The following is a 25,041-nucleotide window of genomic DNA, read 5'->3' as shown; positions in this document are numbered from 1 at the left end:
CGACCAGTCCTGCCGGCAACTTCTGTTCAGAATTCCGGAACTTCAGCGCCGTTTGCGACCCCTCGCGGCGCAAACACGGCGTGTCGAGCCGTTTCGGCTCCGAAGTTCCGGAATTGCGAACAGTGCACAGGCGGCGAGAACCCCTCCCCACACGGCCAGAGTCCTGCCAGACTGAGAGCATGAACGATCGTGCGGGAACCCCAGCGACAGCAGCAGACCTCATCGATGTGCAGGAGCTCATCGACGCGTACTACACGCTCCACCCGGACGTCTCCATTCCGGAGCAGCGGGTCGTGTTCGGCACCTCCGGGCACCGCGGATCCTCGCTCAACACCGCGTTCAACCAGGACCACATCGCCGCCACCACGCAGGCGATCGTCGAGTACCGTGCCGCCCAGGGCATCACCGGGCCGCTCTTCATCGGCTCCGACACGCACGCACTGAGCGGCCCGGCGCAGACGACCGCGCTCGAAGTGCTCGTCGCCAACGGCGTGCGGGTCCTCGTCGACGAGTTCGACGACTTCGTCCCGACTCCCGCACTCAGCCACGCCATCCTGAAGTACAACTCGGAGGGCAACGGCGACGAGGCCGACGGCATCGTCGTCACCCCCAGCCACAACCCGCCGGCCGACGGCGGTTTCAAATACAACCCGCCTCACGGTGGCCCAGCCGACTCAGATGCCACGTCATGGATCGCGAACCGCGCCAACGAACTCATCGCGGGCGGCCTCACCGACGTGAAGATGGCAGAGCCCTCCGCGGTCGAGACCTACGACTTCCGCGGCAACTACGTCGAGGACCTGCGTCACATCATCAACCTCGACGCCATCAAGCGCAGTGGCATCCGCATCGGTGCCGACCCCCTCGGCGGCGCGAGCGTGCACTACTGGCAGGCCATCGCCGACCGGTACGAGATCGACCTCACGGTCGTCAACCCGCACGTCGACCCTGCGTGGGGCTTTATGACGCTCGACTGGGACGGCAAGATCCGGATGGATCCGTCGTCGCCCTCCGCGATGGCCGCGCTCGTCGCCCGCCGCGACGAGTTCGACCTGCTCACGGGCAACGACGCCGATGCCGACCGTCACGGCATCGTCACCCCGGATGCCGGCCTCATGAACCCGAACCACTACCTGGCCGTCGCCATCGACTACCTGTACGCCAACCGTCCTGGCTGGCGTGAGGACGCGGCCGTCGGTAAGACGCTCGTCTCCTCCTCGGTCATCGACCGTGTCGCCGACTCGCTCGGCCGCCGCCTCTGGGAGGTGCCGGTCGGCTTCAAGTGGTTCGTTCCTGGCCTCGTCGACGGTTCCGTCGGCTTCGGTGGTGAGGAGAGCGCCGGCGCGAGCTTCCTCCGCTTCGACGGCACGGTGTGGACGACCGACAAGGACGGCATCCTGCTGTGCCTGCTGGCGGCCGAGATCCTCGCGGTGACCGGCAAGACCCCATCGGTCCTCTACCGCGAGCTGACGGAACGCTTCGGTGACCCCGTCTATGAGCGCGTCGATGCGGCGGCGTCCAAGGAGCAGAAGGCTCGCCTCGGGAAGCTCGACGGCGATGCGATCACGGCGACCGAGCTCGCGGGTGAGCCGATCATCGCGAAGCTCAGCCACGCCCCGGGCAACGATGCGGCCATCGGCGGTGTGAAGGTCGTGACGGAGAACGCGTGGTTCGCCGCACGTCCGTCCGGCACGGAGGACGTCTACAAGATCTACGCCGAGTCGTTCGTCGGCGCGGACCACCTCGCGCAGGTGCAGGCGGAGGCAAAACTCATCGTCGACGCCGCCCTCGGCGCCTAGCCACCCCTGCCCTTCCGGAATTCAGGAACTTCTGCAGAATTCAGGACGATTCCGGCCGACGCGCCGAGCAATCGTCCTGAATTCCGTCAGGGTTCCTGAATTCTGCAAGGCCAACGGCATTCTGCTGGGCCAGCGATGGGGGTCAGTAGCCGGGGGCGGCCGGCAGACCGAAGAACTCCTCGAGGGTCGTGACGCCCGTGTTGTGCATCTCCGTCGAGAGCGAAACGCCGATGTAGCGGAAGTGCCACGGTTCGTACGTGAAACCGGTCACCTCGACCTTGTCGGCCGGATACCGCAACAGGAAACCGAACCGCCACGCGTTGTCGACGAGCCACTTGCCCTCCGGCGTCTCCCCGAAGCACGCGCTCAACGAGCAGTTGCCGCTCTCCGCACCGATGTCCATCGCCCAGCCGCTCTGATGTTCGCTGTATCCCGGGCGGGCGGTGTCGCCATCGGCGAAGGTCTGACCGTTGGCCGCGACATCGTCGTTGTACACCTGCACCTGCGACGAGTAGCTCCGGTACGCGCTGTTCGAGGCGAGCGACAGCCCGGCCTCCGATGACGCAGCGGCGAACATCTTCGTGACCGCGTCGGCGGCCTCCGCCCGCATCATCGGCGCCCAAGTGTGCGGAACGGGCACATCGACGAGGTCCGGCGGCGTGTAGTCGACGGGGTTCAGTGGACGCTGCTTGTTGAGCACGACCCACGGGCTCGTCGGGTCGTCGAGCGAGAACGCCGTCTTGTCGAACGCGGGCGGCGGAGGAGGCGTCGTCTCACTCGGCGTCGGCGTTGGCGTCGGGGTCGGCGTCTTCGTCGCCGTTGCGCTGGGCGTCTTCGTGGCGGCGACCGTGCTCCGGCCCGTCGCACCGACGACGTTCACGACCAGGATGACGAGCAGCACGGCGAGGACGCCGGCGATGACGGCGAGCGCGATGATGCGATTGCGACGGACACGCGGCGAGACGCGTCTGCGATGCGTTTGCGGATGGTTGTCGGTCACGGGAGAAGCCTACCCACCGTCCCTGGGCGTGACGGCGATGACCGGCCGCGCCCTACCCGCCACCGCACTGCTCTGCCACACTCGTTGCATGGGGGATGCCACCGACGACACGCACACCGATGACGCGAGCCGTCGCCCGGACAGTGGCATCAGCGACACCAGCAGCATCAGCGACAGCGACAACCGCCCCGAAGCCGCCCACCCCCACAAGCCACGTCCCCGCCCCCGCCCCCGCTTCATCATCGGCAGCATCTTCCTCGCCATCGGCGTCGCCGTCTCCGTCGTCACCTCGGTGACCCCGTGGCCGTCGGCGATGCTCATCCGCGCCGTGTTCGAGCAGGGCGGCAAGGCGACGGCCGCCGAAATGGACCGGCACGTCCCCGCGAGCGCTGCGACAGACCTCACCGAGCATCGCGACGTCGTCTACGGCGATGCCGGCAGCGACACCTCGCTCGACGTGTTCACGCCCAAGAGCGGCACGACACCCCTCGCGACGGTCGTGTGGATCCACGGCGGCGCCTGGATCTCCGGGCAGAAGGAGGATGTCGATCCGTACCTCCGCATCCTGGCCGGCAACGGGTACACGACGATCGGCGTGAACTACACGATCGCCCCGGAAGCGGAGTATCCGACGGCCGTCACCCAGCTGAACGACGCCCTCGGCTTCATCACGGAGCATGCTGCCGAGTGGAACGTGGACCCCGGCCGCATCGTGCTCGCCGGCGACTCGGCCGGCGCCCAACTCGCCAGCCAGCTCGCCGTCCTCACCACGAACCCTGACTACGCGCATCTCATCGGCATCGCCCCGAAGCTGCGCCCTGAACAGCTCGTCGGCACGATCCTGAACTGCGGCGTCTACGACCTCCAACGCATGGCGGACCTGAACGGGATCGCCGCATGGGGCTTCAAGATCGCGCTGTGGGGGTACACGGGCACGAAGGACTGGTCGTCCACCTACGCCGGCGCGACGATGTCGACCCGCGACTTCGTGACATCGGCCTTCCCTCCCACGTTCATCTCCGGCGGCAACGGCGACGACCTCACCTGGATCGAATCGGTGCCGATGAGCGCGAGTCTCAAGGCGGCAGGGGTGGAGGTGACGGAGCTGTTCTGGCCGGCGAATCACGAGCCGCAACTCCCGCACGAGTACCAGTTCCACCTGGACCTGCCCGATGCGCAGACCGCGCTCACGCGGACGCTCGCGTTCCTGAAGACGACCACGGGAAACTGACGGCAAAAAGCCAACGGATGTTGGTTGCAAACGACATTACGTCGGGTGTAAGTTTGCACACTACGCAAAAAACACATCGTTGTGGCGCCGACGAGTGTAGGCGCCCCGAGCCTGAACGAGACCACATGTCAAGCAGCTCCACCTCGCCGGCACCGGCGAACTCGCCGGTCCTCAGCCACCGGCAGATCCTCTTCATCATCTTCGGCCTCATGGCCGGGATGTTCCTCTCCGCACTCGACCAGACCATCGTCGGCACGTCCATGCGGACGATCGCCGACGACCTCGACGGCATGAGCCTCCAGGCCTGGGTGACCACGGCCTACCTCATCACCTCCACGGTCTCGACCCCGATCTACGGCAAGCTGTCCGACATCTTCGGCCGGCGCCCGTTGTTCCTCATCGCGATCACGATCTTCCTCATCGGTTCGCTCCTCGCCGGCATGTCCGGTTCGATGTACGAACTCGCGATCTTCCGCGCCATCCAGGGCCTCGGCGCCGGTGGCCTCATGGCACTGCCGCTCACGATCATGGGTGACATGCTCGCCCCGCGCGAGCGCGCCAAGTACCAGGGCTACTTCCTCGCCGTCTTCGGCGTCTCCAGCGTCATCGGCCCGCTCGTCGGCGGCCTGTTCGCCGGCAGCCCGGAGATCCTCTTCATCACCGGCTGGCGCTGGGTGTTCCTCATCAACCTGCCCATCGGCGTCATCGCGCTCGCGATCGTGCTCAAGTTCCTGCACATCCCGCACACGAAGCGCGCCGTCCGCATCGACTGGTGGGGTGCTGCGACCGTCATCCTCGCCGTCGTCCCGCTGCTCCTCGTGGCCGAACAGGGCCGCATCTGGGGCTGGGGTTCGATCGGTTCGCTCGTCTGCTACGCGATCGGCGCGGTCGGCATCGTCCTCTTCATCGTCGCCGAGAAGCTCATGGGCGATGACGCGCTCATCCCGCTCAAGCTCTTCAAGAACTCGACGTTCCGTGTGGCGACCATCCTCGGTGTCCTCGTCGGCTTCGGCATGTTCGGCGCCATGATGACGGTCCCGCTGTTCCTGCAGCTCGTCGAAGGCGCGACGCCGACCGAGTCCGGTCTGCTGATGCTCCCGATGATCCTCGGCCTCATGATCTCCTCGATCGTGAGCGGTCAGATCATCGCACGCACCGGTCGGTACAAGGCGTTCCCGATCATCGGCACGTTCCTCATGATGTGCGGCTTCTTCTACTTCACGTTCGCGTCGATCGACAAGCCCGTGTGGTGGATGATGTTCGGCATGCTGTTCGTGGGCCTCGGCCTCGGCCAGCTCATGCAGACGCTCACGATCGCGAGCCAGAACTCGGTCGAGGCGCGAGACATCGGCGTGGCAACGTCGGCGTCGACCTTCTTCCGTCAGATCGGTGGAACCCTGGGCACGGCCGTGATCTTCTCGGTCCTCTACACCCGGATCCCCGACACGATCGCGGCGGCGTTCAAGGACAACGTGCTGCTCGAGAACATGAAGAAGGCCCTCGCGGACCCGGCAGTGCTCGCCGACAAGGCGAACTCGGGCATCCTCGACCTCTTGAAGACGGTCCAGAGCGGCAGCGGTTCGGCCGGTGACGCCCTCGACGGCGACACCTCGTTCCTCGTCGGCGCGAACCACAACCTCACGGCGCCGTTCCTCACCGGGTTCTCGAACGCAACGGTCTCCGTGTTCTGGGTGAGCTTCGCGGTCGTCACGGTCGCGTTCATCCTGAGCTTCTTCCTCAAGGCGCCTCCGCTGCGTGCGAAGTCGGCGCTGCAGGAGCGCTCGGACCAGCTCGCGGACGAGTCGCGACTGGCGTCGATCGAGAACGATGCCGTCACGGACGGCTCGGACTTCGCGATCGCCGCGCAGCACGCCGCCGACCTCACGGGTTCGCCCGTCTCGCCGGACACGGCGAGCAACCAGGTGATCAGGCCGGACGACAAGTAGTCGGCCGGGTCACCGGTCACGATGCCGTCGTCACCTTCGGGTGGCGGCGGCATCGTGCGTTGCGGGCGCGCCTGGTATCGTCCGAGCTGACACGTGACGAAACCGAGCAGTGAGACAGGCCGATGACGATCCCTTCCCTCCCGAGCACCACGCAGAGCACCACGCAGAGCACCGCACCAGACGCGAGCGGCGGGCACCCCCGCATCGTGCTCCCGCCGTTCATCTGGGGGTCGGCGACCGCAGCAGCCCAGGTCGAAGGCGCGGCCCACGAGGACGGCAAGGAGGACTCGATCTGGGACGCGTTCGCCCGCGTGCCTGGCGCCGTCGCCAACGGTGACGATCTGGAGGTCGCCGTCGACCACTACCACCGCACGTCGGAGGACGTCGCGATCATGCGTGGACTCGGCATCGACGCGTACCGGTTCTCGACGAGCTGGGCGCGCATCAAGCCGGGCGACCGCGAGGTCAACCAGGCCGGTCTCGACTTCTACAGCCGTCTCGTCGACCAGCTCCTCGAGGCCGGCATCCTGCCCTGGCTGACCCTCTACCACTGGGATCTCCCGCAGGCGCTCGAGGAGCGCGGCGGCTGGGCGAACCGCGAGACCGCGCACCGCTTCGTCGACTACGCGGAGGCGACGTACGCGGCCCTCGGCGACCGGGTGACGCACTGGACGACGTTCAACGAGCCGTTCTGCTCCTCACTCCTCGGCTACCAGGTCGGTGTGCACGCACCGGGACGCCGCGACCCGCGCGCCGCCCTCGCCGCCATCCACCACCAGCACCTCGCCCACGGCCTCGCCACCACGCGGCTCCGTGAGCTGGGCGCCGAGCACATCGGCATCACCCTCAATCTCACCAACGCGGTCCCGGCGAACCCGGAGGACCCGATCGACCTCGATGCCGCACGCCGGCTCGACGGACTCGCCAACCGCATCTTCATCGAACCGATCATCCTCGGCTCGTACCCGGCCGATGTGCTCGACGACGTCGCCGGGTACGGACTCGACGACGTCGTGCAGCCGGGCGATCTCGAACGCATCGCCGCCCCCATCGACTTCCTCGGCGTCAACCACTACCACGACGACAGCGTGAGCGGACATCCGGACGACACCGGTTCCGACGGGCACTCCGGCGCGACAGACCGCGAACTCTCCTCCCCCTGGATCGGGTCCGAGCACCTCTCCTTCCCGAGCCGCGGCCTCCCCCGCACGGCGATGGACTGGGAGGTCCACCCGGCCGGTCTGCGCACGCTGCTCGTTCGCCTCGGGCGCGAGTACCCCCGGCTGCCGGCGCTGTACGTGACCGAGAACGGCGCCGCCTACGAGGACGTCGTCGAGGCGGACGGCTCCATCCACGACGTCGACCGCACGGCCTACATCCAGCAGCACATCGACCAGGTGGAACTCGCGATCGCCGACGGCGCCGACGTCCGCGGGTACTTCGTGTGGTCGCTGCTCGACAACTTCGAATGGTCCTGGGGGTACGACAAACGGTTCGGCATCGTGCGCGTCGACTACGACACGCTGGAGCGCACGGTCAAGGACAGCGGGCTGGCGTACGCGGAGCGGATCCGGGCGTCGCGGGTGTCGCAGGCTGGGATCGCAGCGGATGGGGTCGGGACGTCAGCAGACTGATCGCCCGGGCGGCTGACGTCAACCGAGGTCGGAACAGCCCACTGGCGCGGAGAATGGACACATGGACGTGAACGAGGGCGATGCGGGCGGCCCGACGGATGCTGACGGGTCGGTCGCAGGCCACGGACTTCCGCTCGGCGCACTCCCCGACGCGGCGATCCCCGACCTCGCCCCGCACGGCGTCGCACCGACGCTCGAAGTCGTCGCGGCCCGCGCCGGGGTCTCCCGTGCGACCGTCTCGCGTGTCGTCAACGGGTCGACGAAGGTCACGCCGGAGGTCGTCAAAGCCGTCAACGACGCGATCGCCGCCCTCGATTACGTGCCGAACCGGGCGGCGCGGTCCCTCGCGTCGCGTCGGACGCAGTCGATCGCTCTCGTTGTGCCCGAGTCCACGTCCCGGGTGTTCGCGGATCCGTTCTTCGCGGCGGTGACCCAGGGGGTCGCACTCGAACTCGCGGCGACCGACTACACGCTCAACCTCCTCATGGCGTCGGAGGCGTCACCGGAGAAGACGCGGCGTTATCTGCTGGGCGGCAACGTCGACGGTGCGCTCGTCGTCTCGCATCACCGTGGCGACCACTCCTACACGCAGCTCGGGCAGCATCTGCCGATCGTGTTCGCGGGCCGGCCCATCGGCCGCGATGTCGAGAGCATCTACGTCGACGTCGACAACGTCGCCGGCGGACGGATGGCCACTGCCCACCTCCTCGATTCCGGCCGTAGCCGCATCGCGACCATCGCCGGCAGGCAGGACATGCCGGCCGGCATCGATCGACTCCTCGGATGGCGGCAGGCGATGGAGGCCGCCGGGCTGGGCGGGAGCGATGGTGGGACCCGCGATCCTCGCGCCAGCACTGTGGACGGCTCGGGCGACCTCCGCGCGAACCGCGGCCCGGGCGGAGGCCCGGACGGCTCGGACGACCCGCTCGATCAGCTCGTCGAGTACGGCGACTTCTCGCCGTTCGAAGGCGCGGCGGCGATGCGGCGGCTGCTCGATCGGGGCGTGCCGATCGATGGCGTGTTCGCGGCGAACGACCAGATGGCGGCCGGCGCGATCTCAGTCCTGCGTGAAGCCGGCCTCCGTGTGCCGGAGGACGTCGGCGTGATCGGCTTCGATGACGATTCGTTCGGTGCGACGGCGTCGCCGCCGTTGACGACGATCGATCAGTCCCCGGTCGAGCTGGGCGCCACGATGGCGGCGCTGCTCGTGCGGCTCATCGCCGGTGAGACGGTCCCCCGCATCACGATCCTCCCCACCCGTCTGGTCCCCCGAGCCTCCGTCTGACCGCCCCGCCTCTGCCCGCGAACTGTCACTCGTGGCGGTTCTGGCCCGGCCAGACCAGCCACAACTGCCTGCTCGCGAGCTGTCACTTGTGGCCGGAATGGCGATGCTGAAAGCAGCCACAAGTGACAGTTCGCGGGCTGAAGGCGGGTCAGGAGGCGGGAGCGATGGGGATGGGCGCGACCGGGGCGGGCTCGGCCTCCGGCGGCATCAGCCGATCCGTCATGACCGCGATGGCCTGCGGGTTCTCGTCGACGAGCAGATACCGCCGGCCGAGCGCCCGGGCGACGGCACCGGTGGTCCCGCTCCCGGCGAAGAAGTCGAGCACCCAGTCCCCCTTGCGGGACGATGCCTGCACGATGCGACGCAGGATCCCCTCCGGCTTCTGCGTCGGGTACCCGGTCTTCTCCCGACCTGTCGGGGACACGATCGTGTGCCACCAGACATCGGTCGGCAGCTTGCCGCGTTCCGCTTTCTCCGGCGTCACGAGCCCCGGCGCCATGTACGGTTCCCGATCGACCGTCTCCGAGTCGAAGTAGTAGCTCGACGGATCCTTCACGTAGACGAGGATCGTGTCGTGCTTCGTCGGCCAGCGACGCTTCGCCTTGGCGCCGTAGTCGTAGGACCAGATGATCTCGTTGAGGAACGACTCCCGACCGAAGAGCGCGTCCAGGAGGACCTTCGCGTAGTGTGCCTCGCGGTAGTCGAGGTGCAGGTAGAGCGTGCCGTCGTTCTTGAGGACCCGCCAGGCCTCGACCAGCCGCGGCTCCAGGAACCCCCAGTAGTCGTCGAACGCGTCGTCGAAGCGCCGCAGATCACCACGGATCCGCTCGTACGGCTGCCCCTTGAAGCCCGTCACCCGGCCGGTGCCGGGGGTCGAGCGGACCGATGTCGACGCGTGGCGTCGCTGCGTCCGACCCGTATTGAAGGGTGGATCGATGTAGATGAGGGTGAAGGATTCGTCCGGGAGCCGTTCGAGCACTCGCAGATTGTCGTCCTCGAGGACGAGGTCGGGGCCGTCGGCCGACCACGGGGCAGCATCCGGCTGCTCGGCGCTGCTCGTCTGGGACATTCCCTCATTCTCTCAGAGGACGTACGCTGGGGAGATGTCGACCGAATTCGCGCACGAACCAGACGCGCAGCGGTACACCATGCGCATCGACGGAACGCTCGTCAGCGTCCTCGACTACCGCATCAACGGCGACGCGATCTCGTTCCACCACACCTTCACAACGCCGCCGTTCCGCGGTCACGGCTACGCCGGCGAGCTCGTGACGTGGGCGGTCGACGAGGTCGAGCGGACCACGTCGCTCAAGGTCGTGCCGATGTGCTGGTACGTCGGCCAGTGGTTCGACGAGCATCCCGAGCGCGCCAACCTCCTGAAGTAGCCCGCGAACTGGCAGTCGTGGCGGCTTTCAGCACGCCAGAAAAGCCACGGCTGACAGCTCGCGAGCCGAGGGCAGGCCGGAGGACCGGACCGTCAGGCCAGACGGCCGACGAGGACCTTGATCGACTGCTGGGCCGCACGACGGACCTCACGGTCAGGGTCGCGCAACAGCCCGTCGAGGACCGGACGCGCAGCCTCGTCGCCGACGGCGCCGAGCGCACGGGCGCCGGCGGCACGCACGCGCTCGTGTTCGTCGGTCGTCAGCGGGACGAGCGCAGCGACATCGCCGATCCCCCGCGCGACGCACACACGCGCAGCCATCTCGCGCACACGCCACGCCCGGTTCGAAAGTGCGGCGACGACCGATGGCGCCACCTTGTCGTCCCACACGTAGAGCAGCGCGCGGGTGCCCCACAGCTCGGGCCAGTAGAGCGCAGGGGCGCCCTCGAGGATGCCCTCCGCGTGCGGACCGCCGACGGTGCGCAGGAAGTCCTCACCCTCGTAGTTGCCTTCGAGGAGGGAGCGGGCGCGATCCGCGACGGCGGACTCGCTCGTGGCGGCGACCGCCTGCTGCAGTCGTTCCTCGATGGATGCTGCCGGGCCGGATTCAGGTGCGATGTTGTGTGCCATGAGTGACCCCAGCCTAGCCGTGCATCACCGATCGGTCATCGGCCGTCCACCCACCCGTCAATCCGCGCGGCTACCCTGTGGCAGCATGAGCCAGCTCGTGACCCACTACACACCGCCGCCGTCGCTCGAGGACGTCACCGGCTACTCGGTCGTCGACGAGGACGATGACGACCCCGTCCTGCTCACCAGCGACGGCACCTACATCGACACCTGGCGTGAGGGCTACCCGTATTCGGAGCGACTGTCGCGCGAGGAGTACGAGGGCGACAAGCGCCTCCTCCAGATCGAACTGCTGAAGCTGCAGAACTGGATCAAAGCGACCGACCGACGCCTCGTCATCGTCTTCGAGGGTCGCGATGCGGCTGGCAAGGGCGGCACGATCAAGCGGTTCACGGAGCACCTGAACCCGCGTGGCGCGCGGGTCGTCGCCCTGGAGAAGCCGAGCGCCCGTGAGGAGACGCAGTGGTACTTCCAGCGGTACGTGCAGCATCTGCCGTCCGCCGGTGAGATGGTCCTCTTCGATCGTTCCTGGTACAACCGAGCCGGTGTCGAGCGGGTCATGGGATTCTGCACGCCGGACCAGTACGACGAGTTCATCCGTCAGGCGCCCGCGTTCGAGCGGATGCTCGTGGGTGACGGCATCGACCTCGTGAAGTTCTGGTTCTCGGTGTCGGCCGACGAGCAGCGCACGCGTTTCGCGATCCGTCAGGTGGATCCGGTGCGGCAGTGGAAGCTGTCGCCGATGGACCTCGCATCGCTCGACAAGTGGGGCGATTACACACGGGCGAAGGAGGCGATGCTGGAGGCCACCGACACGGCCGATGCCCCGTGGACCGTCGTCAAGAGCAACGACAAGAAGCGCGCGAGGCTTGAGGCGATGCGGCACGTCCTGCACCACTTCGACTACGCCAACAAGGACCACTCGATCGTCGGCACGCCCGACGCCAACATCGTCGGCCCAGCCGCCTCCGTCTACGAGCGCGGCGAACGCTTCGTCTAGCCCTTCCCCTCATCCCGCGAGGGGTCGCATATGGCTAGTTCCGGACACGTCCAACTAGCCATATGCGACCCCTCGCGGGCTGAGATGGGGGTGGGTTAGGGGACTCGGGTGAGCCAGGCGTCGGTGGCGAATTTGGAGGCGACGAGGGACTCGGCGGCCTCGTACTCGGCTGGGGTGATCTCGCCGGGGGTTGCGCCGTAGAGGGAGACGAACGTCGCCTTCATCCGGTCGATGATCTCGGCCCGCGACAGCCCGGTCTGACTGCGCAGCGGATCGACGCGCTTCGCCGCCGACGTCGTGCCCTTGTCGCTCAACTTCTCACGGCCGATGCGGAGCACCTTCGCCATGAGTTCGCCGTCCATGTCGTAGCTCATCGTCACGTGGTGGAGGACCGCGCCATTGCCGAGGCGCTTCTGCGCCGCCCCGCCGATCTTGCCCGACGGGCTCGTGATGTCGTTGAGCGGCTGATACGTGGCCTCGATGCCGAGCGAACGCAACGCCTGCAGCACCCAGTCGTCGAGGAACGCGTACGAATCCGCGAACGTCATCCCGCTCACGAGCTCCGCCGGGACGTAGAGGGAATACGTGATGATGGCGCCCTTCGCCATGAGCATCGCGCCACCACCTGAGACACGGCGGACGACATCGAAACCGAACTTCTCGGCGTTCTCCAGGTCGACCTCGTTCTTGAGCGACTGGAAACTGCCGATGACGACGGCGGACTCGTCCCACTCCCAGATGCGGAGCGTCGGCCCGCGACGGCCCTCGCCGACCTCATTCGTGAGCACCTCATCGAGCGCGAGGTGCAGGCGAGGGGGCACTGCCTCCGAGTGGATGATGCTCCAGTCGTAGTCTCGCCAGGTGGTCGCCTTCGACAGCGAACGGCGGATCGCCGTAGCGACGGCCTCAGGCGAGAAGCCGAGCAGGACGGCGCCCTCCGGCAGCGACCCGCGGATGGCGGCGGCGATGGCGGCGGCATCGGTCGTGGCAGGCAGCCCGTTCACTGCAGCGTCGATGTCGGCGAGCGCGTCATCGGGTTCCAGGAAGAAGTCCCCGGCCAGACGGAAGTTCGCGATCCGATCCTCAACGATGTCCAGGTCGACGACGACGAGCTTGCCACCAGGAACCTTGTACTCACCATGCATGATCCCAGCCTAGGGTCCTGCGGCGTCGTGCGGTCCCTGAACGACGTCCCGCGGTCCCTGAAGCTTCATCCCGCGGTCCCTGAACGTGATTCCGCGGTCCCCGAGCTTCATCCCGCGGTCCCTGAACGTGATTCCGCGGTCCCCGAGCTTCATCCCGCGGTCCCTGAGCTTGTCGAAGGGTGGACGTTTGCGGCACGGGCCCTTCGACAAGCTCAGGGACCGGGCGGGCGGGGGTCAGACGCGGGCGTCGAGCCAGGCGACGACGTCGGCGAGCACCTCGTCACGATTGAGCTCGTTGAAGATCTCGTGCCTGGCCTCCGGGTAGATCTTCAACGTCACGTCGGACAGGTGCGAACGGTTCACGTACGCGTCCCGCAGCTTCGTCATGCCGCGGGTGCCGCCGAGGGAGTCGTCGGAGCCCCCGATGATGAGCACCGGCAGGTCGCGCGGCATCCGCTTGGGCGGGCGCCCGAGGAAGGCGAGCGCCTGCAACGGCGTCCACGCCGGCGTGACGCCGATGTCGAAGTTCCGCTCGTCAGCGGTGAAGGCCGCCCAGGCGGCGGGGTCGCGACTCAGCCATTCGAGGCCGGTCGCATCGGTCGACTTCCAGCGCTTGTTGAGGTCGCCCGTGTTGATGACCCCCGGCATCGCGAGGGACGAGCCGGAGAGGATCGCGAGGTCGTAGATGGTGTACCTGGCGATGACCTTCTGCCCCATGAGCGACCCCCAGCTGTGTGCGAGCAGCACCAGCGGGGTGTCGGGGAAGCGTGCGCGCAGCGTCTTGCCGACGGCGACGAGCGAGTCGATCGCACCCCACGTGGTCCGGGGCCCGAGCTTGCCGAGACCGAGATGCTCGGCGCCGGTTCGGCCATGACCCCGGTGGTCGTCAGCGACGACCGTGTAGCCGGCCGCATTCAGCGCAGCGGCGACGTGGCCGTACCGCAGCGCATGCTCACCGACACCGTGCGCGATGTGCACCACCGCCTTCGCGTCGGGCACCTCCCACACGTAGTAGTAGACGGTGACGCCGTCAGCGTCGACGATCGAGTGGGTCGTGTACACGGCTTCGTCGCCGGTGGGTGCTGCTGGCTGCTCGCTCACACGCCCAGACTAGCCATCCGGCAGCGTGCGAGCGACAGGGACGCCGCGCCGGACTCCCGCCCGATCCTCCGTCTCAGGAAGAGCCGACCGTCGGCCGCACTCGGCGGTCGACAGGCAGCTCTTCCTGAAAACGGTGGGTGAACGGAGCACTCGCAACACGCGTCGGCCCCGCTCGTCACGCGTCACGCGCTACGCAGCACGTCGGCGACGCAGCACCATCAGCCCCAACCCGGACGCGACCGCGAGAGCCGCGATCCCAACCGCACCCGCGATGTTCGCACCCGTGTTCGCGAGGCCGGGAGCCTTCGGATCGGGAACGACCGGCGCAGTGGTCGGATTCGGTGTCGGGCTCGGCGTCGGCTCGGGTGTGCCGGCGCTGACCGTCCAAGTAAACGTGGCCGAGCCGGACTCGCCCGAGAGCGCCGTCGCGGTCGCCGTCACCTCATGGACGCCTTCGGCAGTGAGCGATCCTGAGATCGCGCCACTCGCCGCATCGATCGACAGGCCGTCAGGCAGACCGGCAGCCGAGTAGCTCAACGCGGACCCGTCCGATGCGGACGCGACGACGGGCAGTTCGACGGTGTCGCCGACGAGATTCGACTGGTCGGGGATCGCATCGACCAGCACGATGATCCGCACGGGCAGGGCCGTCACCGTCCAGGTGAACGTCGTGGAGGCGGACTCCCCGGTGGGAGCGGTCGCCGTCGCGGTGACCGCGGACACGCCCGCCTCGGTGGGGGCGCCCGTGATCAGGCCGGTCGCGGCGTCGATCGCAAGGCCCGCCGGCAGTCCAGACACGGAATGCGTCAGCGCGGAACCGTCGGACGCCGACGCTTGGACCTGCACCTCGACGGTGTCGTCGACGACATGCGACTGGTCGTCGATGTCGTTCACCACGACCACAACAGGGCCACCGGGGAGATCGATCAGCGCCGGCGCCGTCGTCACCGAGCCGAGTCCGTTCGAGAACACGGCACGATAGGCATCGCCATCGGTGACATGGGCGGCTGCGACGACGAGCGTGCGCTCGGTCGCGCCGTCGACATCTGCCCAGTCCGACGATCCGGCGGCACGCTTCTGCCACAGCACCGTCGGCGTCTCATCGCCGGTCGCATCGGCGGTGAACGTCACGTCGACGCCCGGTTCGACCGTCTGCGACTACGGATCGACCGTCACAACAGGCGGCGTCCCGAAGGTGAATGCGTCCGCGTACGTGTTCCGATGGCTGTCGGACCAGGTGACCTCCACATCGACCACACCCGAAGCGTGCGGCGGCGTGACCGCGTCGAGGACACCATCCACCGGCTGTTCGAACGACGCCGCTGGAACACCGTCGAACGTCACACTCGCCACGTTCGCGACACCGTAGGAGTGCAACGGTACGGGGACCTTCGAGTCGAGTCCGATGCGCGATTCCAGACCCCACCCCAAAATGGTGTCCGGCGCGGTGAACGCGAGGAAGAAGGCGCCGCCGACGATGACGTGGTCCACAGCGTCGACGTCGATCCGGCCGGGGACGTTCGTGGAGGCTTCGCTCCCGTTGCCGAGTCGACCGTTCCGCCCGTAGCCCCAGGTGTAGACCGAACCGTCGGCGGTGATGGCGGCGGAGGTGCGGTAGTGATTTGTGATGTCGAGGAGGTCGACGCCGTCGGGCACGACCAGTTCGACCGGTTGCTCGTTCCGCCCGTTCAAGCCGTTCGGCCCGAGCAGCCCGTCCGTGTTGTTGCCCCAGCCGTACCAGGCGCCATCCGATCCCTTCGCGTAGGAGACGTCCCCTCCCGCGGCGACAGGCCCCGGGAACGTCACGCCGTCCGGGACGGTCATCGGGATCGGCAGCCGAGAGGGGTTCGGATTGCCGATCTCCCCGTAGTTGTTCTGACCCCACGCGTAGACCGCTCCCGATTCGAGGGAGGCGATGGCGTGGCTCGTGGAGATGCCGAATGAGGTGACGGCTTCAGGCAACAGCACACGCATCGGTGCCCAGACGACAATTGCGTCCTCCCCGACTCCGAGCTGCCCTTCGCCATTGACCCCCCACGCCCACAACTCCCCGGTGTCGGTGAGCGCGAAGGACAGCTGGGTCTGAGCCGCCACCGACACGAATCGAACGCCGTCCGGTGCGGCCACCGGTACCGGAGCGGGTCGCCTGGCACCGACTTCGTATCCGACTCCGAGCTGGCCCGACCAGCCCCGACCCCAGGACCACAGCTTCCCATCCTGGTCGATGGCGACGGTGTGGAAAGCCCCGCTCGCCATCGAGGTGAACCTCGTGCCCTCGGGAATCGAAACAGCGACAGGCACGTCCGAGTCCTCGAACTTCCCGTTCCCGAGGGAGCCGTCCGTTCCGTTCCCGAAGGCCGAGGCCGTGCCATCCTCGAACAGGATGACCGACGCCAGGCCGGCGGTGATCTGCTTGATCACCTTCTGCGGGTTGCTGGCATCGACCTGCACGGTCGTCCCGCCAGCGGTCGGTCCGGTGTCGGGGGCCACGGGTCCCGTAACAACGGCACCGACGGCACCGGCCGCAGATGAGGGTATGACGAGTGCCGCGAGGACGGCGGCGACGATGGACGCGGCGGTCCACCTGGATCGATGTGTACGCACGAGAAGGGCTCCTTGTGAGTTGGGGAGATGAGCGATTGGGCACTGGCCCGAGTCCGGTCCGGATCGATCGACGGACAGACGAACGCGCATGTTGGACGTGAGATATATTACCAGGTTTTATGGGCGTTGTGATGCTTCTCTGCCTCATCTGATTGATTAGCATCGCTAATGAGCTAAGCTAAGGATTTGTGGCGAAAGCGAACAAGACGATCGCGGAGCAGTCATCGGACCTCCGCATGGGCACCTTCCGATTGGCGAGGCGCCTGCGCGCCGAGAAATCGGTCGACGACCTGAGCGATCCCCAGTTCTCCGTCCTCGGCGGCCTGTACACCCACGGCCCCAACACGCTCGGCGCCCTCGCCGAACGCGATCGGGTCTCAGCCCCATCGATGAACCGCACCGTCAACTGCCTCGAAGAATCCGGCTACGTCACCCGCGAAACCGACGAGACCGACCGCCGCAAAGTCACCATCGCCCTCACCGAAGCCGGCCACGCAACCGTCACGGAAACCGTCCGCAAACGCGACGCGTGGATCACTCAACAACTCCGCGCCCTCACGCCAGATGAACGCGAAACCCTCGCAGCCGCCGCAATCATCATGCGGAGGCTCGCAACACAGTAGTCAGTCCCCACCCATCCGCCGTCCGACCGCCGACAGGCTCTCAGACCATCCCAGGAGGCACACCACCCAGTGAGTGCGATGTTCCGTTCCCTGTCCAGTACCAACTACCGCATCTGGTTCATCGGCGCGCTCGTCTCGAACGTCGGCGCGTGGATGCAGGCCACCACCCAGAACTGGGTCGTCCTCACCGATCTGACGCACAACGATGCCGTCGCGGTGGGCGCCACGATGGCCCTGCAGTTCGGCCCCCAGCTCGTCCTCGTGCCGATCACCGGCCTCATCGCGGACCGATTCGACAAGCGCAAGATCCTCATCGCCACCCAGTCGAGCCTCATGCTCCTGGCGTTGGCGCTCGGCGCGCTGCTCATCTTCGGCCACGCCCAGTTGTGGCACATGTACCTGTTCGCGCTCGCGCTCGGCATCGTGAACGCCGTCGACGGCCCGGCCCGCCAGACCTTCGTCTCCGAACTCGTCGACGAGCACAACATGTCGAACGCCGTCGCCCTCAACTCCGCCTCCTTCAACGCGGCGCGGATGATCGGGCCGGCCATCGCCGGTCTCCTGATCGTCGCCATCGGATCCGGTTGGGTCTTCATCGCGAACGGATTCACCTTCCTCGCCACGATCGGCGCCCTGCTCCTCCTGCGGACGAGCCAATTGCGGCGGGTGCCGCGCGCCGCGAGGACCAGGGGGCAGTTCGTGGAGGGCTTCAGGTACGTCCGCGGGCGTCCCGACCTCATGGTCGTCTTTGTGATCGTGTTCATCATGGGCGCGTTCGGGATGAACTTCCCGATCTTCGCGTCGACCATGGCCGTCGAGTTCGGGAAGGGCGCCGGCGAGTACGGGATCCTGTCCTCGGTCCTCGCGATCGGCTCACTCACAGGCGCATTGCTCGCGGCGCAGCGTGCGAAGGCGCGCATGCGCATGGTGGTCGGAGCATCCGGGCTGTTCGGGGTCGCTGCACTGACCGCGGCGTTTATGCCGACGTACTGGTCGTTCGCCTTCGTGCTGGTGTTCGTCGGCTTCTCCACGGTCACGATGCTCACGACCGCCAACGGACTCGTGCAGACGAGCACAGAACCGGCCGTGCGCGGACGGGTGATGGCGCTCTACATGGCGATCCTGATGGGCGGCACACCGATCGGGGCGCCCATCGTCGGCTGGGTCGCCGACACGTTCGGCCCCAGATGGGCGCTCGGCGTCGGCGCGCTCGCTGGCTTCACGGCGTGTGCGATCGGGTTGATCTACGGTGTCAGCCGGCACAGTCTGCGCCTGCAGGTAGCGCCGGAGTCGCGCTGGCGTCTGCAGTTCGTGCACGACGGCGTCGCCCGCCCGGTCGTGCCGGAGGACTTCTCCGAGCAGATCGCGCTGACCTCGCCCATCCCGTTGCCGAAGCGGCAGGTGCCGACGATTGCGGCGCGTGGGTCGAGGCGGCAACGTTCGAAGGATCAGAGCCCGAGTCCCGCCCCGGCCGAAGCCTCGAGGCGATAATCCGCCCGTCCTTATTATGGTCTAGCGGCCTAAACCATAATAAGGACGCGTCATCTCCGGGGATATGCGGAGCGCCCTCATCGCCGGGATTCGATACCGCCCAGGATGAAACCGACGACGGCATTTTGTAGGCCTATTTTCGTGGTACCTTTATCCATGGCGGTTCGGTGGGCAGACAGCGCAAGCAAGCACGGGATTATATATCGGCACCTCGTGAAAACAGGAGAAACAACATGACGGACTACAACGAACTCGCGCGGCGAGCAGAGCGCGGTGAACTTCCCACTCGAGGCAAGACGCTTCGCGGTCCCGATGCGGCAGCGTCCGCGCAACAGCTCCTGATGGAAGCCACGGGTGCGGGCTCCCTGGAATCGGCGGTCACCATAGCTCGCGGGCGCCCGCGTCTCGAATCGTCCGCCCCGTCAGCTGTGACCTGGAAGGTTCGCACAACTGCGACTCTGGACAGCGCAGCGCGCGAAGCGGCGAAAGCGCGCGGCGTCTCTGTGTCGCAGCTCGTACGAGATGCGGTCGCATCTTACGTCCACGCAGCCGGCTAACCAACGGACGCGAGCCGCGGCAATCGCCATCAGGAGGCGATGGAGAAACCCGGAACACTGCAGGGTTTCGAAGTGTAAGCGCGTCGCAATCAACCCGGCGGTCGTGTCACAGACACGTGTCAGACCGCGCGAGCGCGACGCCGCTCGACGAGCCACCACACGAGACGCCAGCCGAGGAAGAAGACCGCGAGGACGAGGGTCGTCACGATGACGAAGCTCAGCTGGACACCCTGACCCGACACCGTGCGCAGGAGCATCCCTCCGGCGACGGTCACGATCCAGACGATGAGACCCGTCCAACGGATCTGCGCCGGACGGTTCCGACCGAGCACCAGCGCGAGCACATGCCCGACGCCGAGCGCAGCCGCGAACGGCCACAGCGTGTTCAGCAGACCGAGGATACCCTCGCCGTGGCTGGCACGCCCGATGAGGACGAACACGATGACCGCGACCAGGTCGGCGACGATCGGCAGCACCAGCACGGTGACGGGCGCGCGCCCTGCCTGCTGCGGTGCCGCAGCACCCGTGTCGCTGGTCGATTCGGCTGCAGATCCGGTCATGCGCTCAGCCTACGCGTCGAGTCGCGCCCCGAGCTGATGACGCGACCACGCCTCATCGTCCAGCAATTGGAGGAGCGAGGGGAACCGCGATGCGAGGTCCTCCCGCCGCAGGACGACACCGCGACGGTTGCCGTAGTCGGTGTCGCTGATGAGGCCGGCCTCGCGCAGGACGCGGAAGTGGTGGGTGAGCGTCGACTTCGCCACCGGGAGGCAGAAGGACGCACAACTGCGCTCGCCCGAGACGTTCTCCCGGATGAGTTCCATGATCACCTTCAGCCGCATGGGCTCGGCGAGGGCCGCGAAGATGCGGCCGAGATCGAGATCGGCGACGTCCGGCTGGTCGCGTTCGCCCGTCATGGTCAACTCCTTCTGAGGTACGACTTGCATCGAACCTTGGTTTCTGGTCTACTTCTTCATACAGGTACAATATACACCGTACCTTCGATGCACATCGACCCTCGCGATGCCGCCACCGACGCCGCCATCCACAGCCTCGATTCGCTCACCCCACGAATCACCCTCCACCCGGAAGGCCACCATGCTCGACCTCGAAGCCCTCCTCCCACCGGCCCCCACCCGTCCCGACTGGTCCAACGGCCTGCTGAGCGCAACGCCGGACACCGTCACGAGCCACGCGCCCGCAACGAGCGAACTCCCAGCCGGAGTGCACCAGATCGGCCCGGCCGGCGCACGTTCGCACCTCCTCGTCGTCCCCGACGAGCTCCCGGACGGCCCCGTTCCACTCGTCGTCCTCCTGCACGGCGCAAGCTCGGACCCCGCCCACGTCCTGCCGATCCTGCAACAGGAAGCGGAGGACGCCGGCATCGTGATCCTCGCGCCGAAGTCCACCGGCCCCACCTGGGATGCCGTGCGCACCGGATTCGGTCCGGACATCGAACTCCTCGACACCCTGCTCGACGAGACGTTCGAGCACCTGCCGATCGACCCGCAGCGCATCGCGATCGCCGGCTTCTCGGACGGAGCGACCGCTGCGCTGTCGATCGGACTCGCCAACGGAGAGCTGTTCAGCTCGATCCTGGCGTTCTCGCCGGGTTTCGTCGTCGGCTCGCAGCGCTTCGGCGAACCGGCGGTCTTCGTCTCGCACGGCACCGCCGATTCCGTCCTCCCGATCGACCGCGCCAGCCGTCGCATCGTCCCCCAGCTGGAGCGCGTCGGATACGAGCCGGAATACGTCGAGTTCGACGGCTACCACGAGGTCCCGGCGGACGTCGCGGCTCGCGCGCTCGCCCGCGTCTGACCATCCCCGTCTGCCGAGGGGTCGCAAATGGTGGGTGTGACAGGGCTCACACCCACCATTTGCGACCCCTCGGCGGAAGTGAGTGAGGGAGGGAGGGAGGGAGGAGCATCACGCCTCGCGCGTGATCTCCACGGTCACGAACAGCTTCGACTTGTAGGAGCCGGCGTACACACCGCGCAGCGGCGAGACGTCGCCGTAGTCGCGGCCCCGACCGATGAGGACGTGCCGCTCGCCGATGTCGATCTGGTTGGTCGGGTCGAACCCGCGCCAAGCGCCGCAGAACCACTCCACCCACGCATGCGACTCCCCCACGACCGTCTCACCGATCGGCGCAGACGGCTTCGGGTGCAGATAGCCGGACACATACCTGGCCGGAATGCCGACCGAACGCAACGCCCCCAGCACGATGTGCGTGATGTCCTGGCAGACGCCCTTGCGGTTCGCCCACGCCTCAGCGGCCGTCGAGTACACACTCGTCACACCCTGGACGTAGGACATCTGCCTGCCGACCTCGCGCGCGATCTCGAGTGCGGCATCGCACGGGTTCTCGAACCGATCCGCGATCTCACGCGCGAGTACCAGTAGGTCCTCCGGCGGGGTCGTCCGACGCGTCTGCCCCAGGTGCTCGACGCGCGTGACCGACTCGCGTGCGGCATCGGCCAACTCACTCCAGCCCATGTCGTGCACCGCGTGCTCCCGCGGCTGCACCTCCACGAGACTCGTCGCGGTGAGTGACAACTGGTCATGCGGCGTGAGCACCTCGAAGGCGCTCACGTTCATCCCCCAGTAGTCGGTGTACGTGCTCTGCGACGCCCCCGGCTGGATGTCGATGTGCGAATACAGCACCCGCTGGTGCTCCGTCGTCACGGGCAGCATCCGCGCCTCGTTGTACGACGCGTTGACCTTGCCGGCGTACGAGAAGCCGGTGCGGTGTCTGATGTGGAGTCTGGTCACGAGTGCTCTCCGATCCAACTGGGGACGGCATGTGTTGGGAAGTAGCGTTCCCGGACGGCCTCCGAGACCTGGCTGGTGACCGTCTGGACCGCATCCATCCTGGCCGGCAGATCGATGAGGGTGTCCTGGATGGGCCGGTACTCCAGATCGCTGCGGATCTGACCGAGCAGGCGTTGGGCCGAATCGACGACGCCGACACGGCCGCGCCTCGGCTCCAGCTCGCGCATGCACTCCTCAGCACGACTGATCGAGAACATGACCGACCTCGGGAACAACTGATCGAGCAGGAGGAACTCGGCGGCGTTCTTCGCACTCGGCATGCCGCGGTACGTCCGCAGGTACGCCTCGTACGCGCCGCACGAGCGCAGGATCGTCGTCCAGGACGGACCGCTCGCCTCGGTGAGCGAACGCGTCGCGAGGAGCCTGGCCGTCATGTCGGCCCGCTCCAGGCTGCGCCCCAACATAAAGAACCGCCAGGCGTCGTCCCGGCTCGTCGCCGAATCCACGATGCCGACGGCGAGCGCCGCCCGCTCGCGCACCCAACCGAAGAACTCGTGCACCTTGTCGCTCGCGACCCGGCGCGGCATACGTGCCCTGGTCGTGTTCAGGCACTCCCACAGTTCCGTGGAAACGATCTCGCGCGCGCGACGCGCGTTCTCGCGGGCGGCACCCAAGGAGTAGGCGATCGACGCGGGATGCGTCCGGTCCACGGCGAGCTGCGCGAGGATGTCCTCACGGGTCAGCTCGACGCCCTCCGGAGCCTCGCTCCCCATCACCGAGAGCAGTGAGCGGCACGCGGTGTCCTCATCGATCCACGGGTCCTCCAGGAGGAGCTGCAGGTGGACGTCGAGGATGCGCGCGGTGCCGTCGCTCCGCTCGATGTAGCGGCCGATCCAGAAGAGGCTCTCGGCGATGCGACTCAGCATGGTCCTCCCTCCGGTTCGTGTGGTTCGATGACGGCCGCCTGGTGCTGGCGCGACTGCTGCTGTTGCTCCTGCTGTTCCTGCTGTTCGCGGTCCTGCTGCTGTTGCTCCTGTTGCTCCTGGGCCCCTGGCGGGCCGTCGTGCGGCGAATGGTCGGGAGCCGTCCCGAGGTCCACGGGCGCCGGCTGGCTCTCCCCGGCGGCCTGCTCGGCGACGAGGCCCTGGATGTCGTGCGGCGACACGGGAGGCGATGCCGGATCGAACGCGCGCCCGACGACCCAGGTGTCCTTCGACCCGCCGCCCTGGCTCGAATTCACCACGAGCTGCCCCTCGGGGAGCGCAACGCGGGTCAGACCGCCCGGCAGCACCCAGACGTCGTTGCCGTCGTTGACCGCGAACGGACGAAGGTCAGCGTGGCGGGGCCGCATACCGTCCTCGACGAGCGTCGGGATGGTCGACAGCATCACGACCGGCTGCGCGATCCACCCGCGCGGGTCCGCCTGCAACCGCACCTTGAGGTCGGCGAGTTCCTGCTTGGACGCATCCGGACCGACGACGAGGCCCTTGCCGCCCGAGCCGTCGACGGGCTTCACGACGAGCTCGTCGAGCCGGTCCAGCACCTCCTCCAGCGCGAGCGGATCCTCGAGTCGCCAGGTGTCGACGTTCGGCAGGATCGCGTCCTCACCCAGGTAGTACCGGATGAGGTCGGGCATGTAGGTGTAGACGAGTTTGTCGTCGGCGACGCCGTTGCCGACCGCGTTCGCGATCGTCACGTTCCCGAGGCGCGCCGCGAGCATGAGCCCCGGTGAGCCGAGCATCGAATCAGCACGGAACGCCAGCGGGTCGAGGAACTCGTCGTCGACCCGGCGGTAGATGACGTCCACACGGCTCGGACCGGACGTCGTCCGCATGTAGACCTTGCCGCCGGAGCAGAAGAGGTCTCGTCCCTCGACGAGTTCGACACCCATCAGACGCGCGAGCAGCGTGTGCTCGAAGTACGCGGAGTTGTACACGCCGGGCGTCAACACCACGACATTGGGGTCCTCGATGCCCGGAGGGGCACTCGCCCGCAGAGCCTGGAGCAACTTGTTGGGGTAGTCGCCAACCGGACGCACCCGCATCGACACGAACAGCTCTGGCAGGGTCTGCGCCATCACCCGACGGTTGGAGATGACGTAGCTCACGCCGGACGGCACGCGCACGTTGTCCTCAAGCACCCGCATCTGCCCGTGCTCGTCACGGATGAGGTCGATGCCGGACACCTGGATGCGCACGCCGTTGGCGCTCGGGATCCCGTACGCCTGGCGGTGGAAGTGGGAGGACGATGAGATGAGCTTGGCCGGGATCACCCCGTCACGGACCGCGAGCTGCGGCCCGTAGACATCTGCCAGGAACGCTTCGAGCGCCTTCACGCGCTGCTTGATCCCTGCCTCGATGTCGGTCCACTCGCGCTGCTCGATCACCCGTGGGACGGCATCGAGCGGGAAGGGTCGCTCTTCGCCGGCGAAGTCGAAGGTGACGCCCTGGGCGAGGTAGGAGCTGGCGAGGGATTCCGTGCGACCGCGGAGCTCGTCCTGGGTCATCGCGGCGAGCGCCGTATAGATCTCGCGGTACGCCCGACGGGCGCTCGACCCGCCGGCATGCTCGGTCGCTTCGCCGAACATCTCGTCCCAGGCGGGTACGCCGCCGGCCGTCTTGCGCGGCGCCAAGGTCCCGCCGTATCCATTGAACAGATCGCCCATGGCCGGAGCATACCCGGCACGTGTTGCGACCGTGTTTCGCGCCACGTCCCATCGCGTCATCCATCGTTCACCATTCGTCCATCTCCCCCGCTTTCTGCTGCCGAGGGGTCGCAAATGGCGGGTGCGACGGCGCTACACCCGCCATTTGCGACCCCTCGACAGCAGGCGAGGCGG

The 25,041-nt window shown here is 67.4% G+C and carries 22 protein-coding genes; 10 read left to right on the top strand and 12 right to left on the bottom strand.

Annotation, left to right across the window (positions count from 1 at the left end; translation table 11 throughout):
• The first annotated feature begins 179 nt into the window (after positions 1-179).
• Positions 180-1,799 carry a phosphoglucomutase (alpha-D-glucose-1,6-bisphosphate-dependent) gene (gene pgm / locus ACL9RL_RS04285; RefSeq protein WP_422778975.1) on the top strand — a complete coding sequence of 540 codons (1,620 nt, stop codon included), beginning with the start codon at positions 180-182 and terminating at the stop codon, positions 1,797-1,799.
• A gap of 142 nt (positions 1,800-1,941) precedes the next feature.
• Here the strand turns inward: pgm and ACL9RL_RS04280 are convergent, their stop codons facing one another.
• Positions 1,942-2,799, bottom strand: coding sequence for a M15 family metallopeptidase (locus tag ACL9RL_RS04280; protein ID WP_422778974.1), 858 nt, complete (start codon positions 2,797-2,799; stop codon positions 1,942-1,944).
• Positions 2,800-2,887: 88 nt separating this feature from the next.
• Here ACL9RL_RS04280 and ACL9RL_RS04275 point away from each other — a divergent pair, with 88 nt between their 5' ends.
• The 4 genes from ACL9RL_RS04275 (at position 2,888) to ACL9RL_RS04260 (ending at position 8,895) form a co-directional block, all read left to right on the top strand.
• Complete coding sequence (locus ACL9RL_RS04275) at positions 2,888-4,030, top strand: alpha/beta hydrolase (protein ID WP_422778973.1); 1,143 nt, start codon at positions 2,888-2,890, stop codon at positions 4,028-4,030.
• Between the two features lie 125 nt (positions 4,031-4,155).
• Positions 4,156-5,976, top strand: a complete 1,821-nt coding sequence (locus tag ACL9RL_RS04270; protein WP_422778972.1) for an MDR family MFS transporter — start codon at positions 4,156-4,158, stop codon at positions 5,974-5,976.
• Between the two features lie 122 nt (positions 5,977-6,098).
• The gene (locus tag ACL9RL_RS04265; protein WP_422778971.1) at positions 6,099-7,610 is read left to right on the top strand and encodes a GH1 family beta-glucosidase; all 1,512 of its coding nucleotides are present in this window, start codon (positions 6,099-6,101) and stop codon (positions 7,608-7,610) included.
• 61 nt (positions 7,611-7,671) lie between these two features.
• Positions 7,672-8,895, top strand: a complete 1,224-nt coding sequence (locus ACL9RL_RS04260) for a LacI family DNA-binding transcriptional regulator (RefSeq protein ID WP_422778970.1) — start codon at positions 7,672-7,674, stop codon at positions 8,893-8,895.
• A gap of 148 nt (positions 8,896-9,043) precedes the next feature.
• Here ACL9RL_RS04260 and ACL9RL_RS04255 read toward each other — a convergent pair whose 3' ends face one another.
• A complete protein-coding gene (locus ACL9RL_RS04255) occupies positions 9,044-9,964 on the bottom strand; it encodes a DNA-methyltransferase (RefSeq protein WP_422778969.1) in 921 nt (306 codons plus the stop codon).
• On the opposite strand from ACL9RL_RS04255, the gene ACL9RL_RS04250 reads away from it, so the two are divergent.
• Positions 9,882-10,280: a GNAT family N-acetyltransferase gene (locus tag ACL9RL_RS04250; RefSeq protein ID WP_422778968.1), complete on the top strand. Its 399-nt coding sequence runs from the start codon at positions 9,882-9,884 to the stop codon at positions 10,278-10,280. The two genes, ACL9RL_RS04255 and ACL9RL_RS04250, sit on opposite strands and share 83 nt — an antisense overlap.
• Before the next feature lie 92 nt (positions 10,281-10,372).
• Here ACL9RL_RS04250 and ACL9RL_RS04245 read toward each other — a convergent pair whose 3' ends face one another.
• Entirely contained in the window at positions 10,373-10,909 is a 537-nt protein-coding gene (locus ACL9RL_RS04245; protein WP_422778967.1) for a HEAT repeat domain-containing protein, read from the bottom strand.
• Between the two features lie 85 nt (positions 10,910-10,994).
• Between ACL9RL_RS04245 and ppk2 the strand changes: the two genes are divergently transcribed.
• Entirely contained in the window at positions 10,995-11,909 is a 915-nt protein-coding gene (gene ppk2, locus ACL9RL_RS04240; protein ID WP_422778966.1) for a polyphosphate kinase 2, read from the top strand.
• A gap of 95 nt (positions 11,910-12,004) precedes the next feature.
• On the opposite strand, the gene ACL9RL_RS04235 is transcribed toward ppk2, so the two are convergent.
• The 4 genes from ACL9RL_RS04235 to ACL9RL_RS04220 all read right to left on the bottom strand — a co-directional run bounded on the left by ACL9RL_RS04235 (position 12,005) and on the right by ACL9RL_RS04220 (position 16,759).
• Entirely contained in the window at positions 12,005-13,054 is a 1,050-nt protein-coding gene (locus tag ACL9RL_RS04235) for a lipoate--protein ligase family protein (protein WP_422778965.1), read from the bottom strand.
• 234 nt (positions 13,055-13,288) lie between these two features.
• On the bottom strand, positions 13,289-14,155 hold the full coding sequence (locus ACL9RL_RS04230; protein ID WP_422778964.1) for an alpha/beta hydrolase: 867 nt from the start codon (positions 14,153-14,155) through the stop codon (positions 13,289-13,291).
• A gap of 189 nt (positions 14,156-14,344) precedes the next feature.
• The gene (locus ACL9RL_RS04225; protein WP_422778963.1) at positions 14,345-15,286 is read right to left on the bottom strand and encodes a putative Ig domain-containing protein; all 942 of its coding nucleotides are present in this window, start codon (positions 15,284-15,286) and stop codon (positions 14,345-14,347) included.
• A 27-nt stretch (positions 15,287-15,313) separates the two neighbouring features.
• The gene (locus ACL9RL_RS04220; protein ID WP_422778962.1) at positions 15,314-16,759 is read right to left on the bottom strand and encodes an RCC1 domain-containing protein; all 1,446 of its coding nucleotides are present in this window, start codon (positions 16,757-16,759) and stop codon (positions 15,314-15,316) included.
• A gap of 188 nt (positions 16,760-16,947) precedes the next feature.
• On the opposite strand from ACL9RL_RS04220, the gene ACL9RL_RS04215 reads away from it, so the two are divergent.
• On the top strand, positions 16,948-17,382 hold the full coding sequence (locus ACL9RL_RS04215) for a MarR family winged helix-turn-helix transcriptional regulator (RefSeq protein ID WP_422778961.1): 435 nt from the start codon (positions 16,948-16,950) through the stop codon (positions 17,380-17,382).
• Positions 17,383-17,460: 78 nt separating this feature from the next.
• Entirely contained in the window at positions 17,461-18,873 is a 1,413-nt protein-coding gene (locus tag ACL9RL_RS04210; protein ID WP_422778960.1) for an MFS transporter, read from the top strand.
• Between the two features lie 676 nt (positions 18,874-19,549).
• Here ACL9RL_RS04210 and ACL9RL_RS04205 read toward each other — a convergent pair.
• Positions 19,550-19,990, bottom strand: a complete 441-nt coding sequence (locus ACL9RL_RS04205) for a DUF3054 domain-containing protein (RefSeq protein ID WP_422778959.1) — start codon at positions 19,988-19,990, stop codon at positions 19,550-19,552.
• A gap of 9 nt (positions 19,991-19,999) precedes the next feature.
• Complete coding sequence (locus ACL9RL_RS04200) at positions 20,000-20,347, bottom strand: ArsR/SmtB family transcription factor (RefSeq protein WP_422778958.1); 348 nt, start codon at positions 20,345-20,347, stop codon at positions 20,000-20,002.
• 181 nt (positions 20,348-20,528) lie between these two features.
• On the opposite strand from ACL9RL_RS04200, the gene ACL9RL_RS04195 reads away from it, so the two are divergent.
• On the top strand, positions 20,529-21,248 hold the full coding sequence (locus ACL9RL_RS04195) for an alpha/beta hydrolase (RefSeq protein ID WP_422778957.1): 720 nt from the start codon (positions 20,529-20,531) through the stop codon (positions 21,246-21,248).
• 108 nt (positions 21,249-21,356) lie between these two features.
• Here ACL9RL_RS04195 and ACL9RL_RS04190 read toward each other — a convergent pair whose 3' ends face one another.
• Genes ACL9RL_RS04190 through ACL9RL_RS04180 form a run of 3 tightly spaced genes read right to left on the bottom strand, consistent with a single transcriptional unit; the run spans position 21,357 to position 24,867 of the window.
• Positions 21,357-22,202, bottom strand: a complete 846-nt coding sequence (locus ACL9RL_RS04190) for a transglutaminase family protein (protein WP_422778956.1) — start codon at positions 22,200-22,202, stop codon at positions 21,357-21,359.
• The gene (locus tag ACL9RL_RS04185) at positions 22,199-23,128 is read right to left on the bottom strand and encodes an alpha-E domain-containing protein (protein ID WP_422778955.1); all 930 of its coding nucleotides are present in this window, start codon (positions 23,126-23,128) and stop codon (positions 22,199-22,201) included. Before ACL9RL_RS04185 ends, ACL9RL_RS04190 begins: the two co-directional genes overlap by 4 nt.
• On the bottom strand, positions 23,122-24,867 hold the full coding sequence (locus tag ACL9RL_RS04180) for a circularly permuted type 2 ATP-grasp protein (protein ID WP_422778954.1): 1,746 nt from the start codon (positions 24,865-24,867) through the stop codon (positions 23,122-23,124). Before ACL9RL_RS04180 ends, ACL9RL_RS04185 begins: the two co-directional genes overlap by 7 nt.
• Positions 24,868-25,041 lie beyond the last annotated feature (174 nt).

The sequence above is a fragment of the Plantibacter sp. Mn2098 genome (genome assembly GCF_049319745.1).
Lineage (GTDB): Bacteria > Actinomycetota > Actinomycetes > Actinomycetales > Microbacteriaceae > Plantibacter.
Note: the sequence above shows the minus strand (reverse complement) of the source record. Positions and strands in the feature narration are given on the sequence as shown.

Excerpts from the sequence above, each read along its gene's own strand:
- ACL9RL_RS04205 (WP_422778959.1), bottom strand. The coding sequence starts at position 19,990 with ATGACCGGATCTGCAGCCGAATCGACCAGCGACACGGGTGCTGCGGCA.
- ACL9RL_RS04180 (WP_422778954.1), bottom strand. The coding sequence starts at position 24,867 with ATGGGCGATCTGTTCAATGGATACGGCGGGACCTTGGCGCCGCGCAAG.
- ACL9RL_RS04265 (WP_422778971.1), top strand. The coding sequence starts at position 6,099 with ATGACGATCCCTTCCCTCCCGAGCACCACGCAGAGCACCACGCAGAGC.
- ACL9RL_RS04210 (WP_422778960.1), top strand. The coding sequence starts at position 17,461 with ATGTTCCGTTCCCTGTCCAGTACCAACTACCGCATCTGGTTCATCGGC.
- ACL9RL_RS04255 (WP_422778969.1), bottom strand. The coding sequence starts at position 9,964 with ATGTCCCAGACGAGCAGCGCCGAGCAGCCGGATGCTGCCCCGTGGTCG.
- ACL9RL_RS04245 (WP_422778967.1), bottom strand. The coding sequence starts at position 10,909 with ATGGCACACAACATCGCACCTGAATCCGGCCCGGCAGCATCCATCGAG.
- ppk2 (WP_422778966.1), top strand. The coding sequence starts at position 10,995 with ATGAGCCAGCTCGTGACCCACTACACACCGCCGCCGTCGCTCGAGGAC.
- ACL9RL_RS04275 (WP_422778973.1), top strand. The coding sequence starts at position 2,888 with ATGGGGGATGCCACCGACGACACGCACACCGATGACGCGAGCCGTCGC.
- pgm (WP_422778975.1), top strand. The coding sequence starts at position 180 with ATGAACGATCGTGCGGGAACCCCAGCGACAGCAGCAGACCTCATCGAT.
- ACL9RL_RS04200 (WP_422778958.1), bottom strand. The coding sequence starts at position 20,347 with ATGACGGGCGAACGCGACCAGCCGGACGTCGCCGATCTCGATCTCGGC.
- ACL9RL_RS04195 (WP_422778957.1), top strand. The coding sequence starts at position 20,529 with ATGCTCGACCTCGAAGCCCTCCTCCCACCGGCCCCCACCCGTCCCGAC.
- ACL9RL_RS04260 (WP_422778970.1), top strand. The coding sequence starts at position 7,672 with ATGGACGTGAACGAGGGCGATGCGGGCGGCCCGACGGATGCTGACGGG.
- ACL9RL_RS04235 (WP_422778965.1), bottom strand. The coding sequence starts at position 13,054 with ATGCATGGTGAGTACAAGGTTCCTGGTGGCAAGCTCGTCGTCGTCGAC.
- ACL9RL_RS04185 (WP_422778955.1), bottom strand. The coding sequence starts at position 23,128 with ATGCTGAGTCGCATCGCCGAGAGCCTCTTCTGGATCGGCCGCTACATC.
- ACL9RL_RS04270 (WP_422778972.1), top strand. The coding sequence starts at position 4,156 with ATGTCAAGCAGCTCCACCTCGCCGGCACCGGCGAACTCGCCGGTCCTC.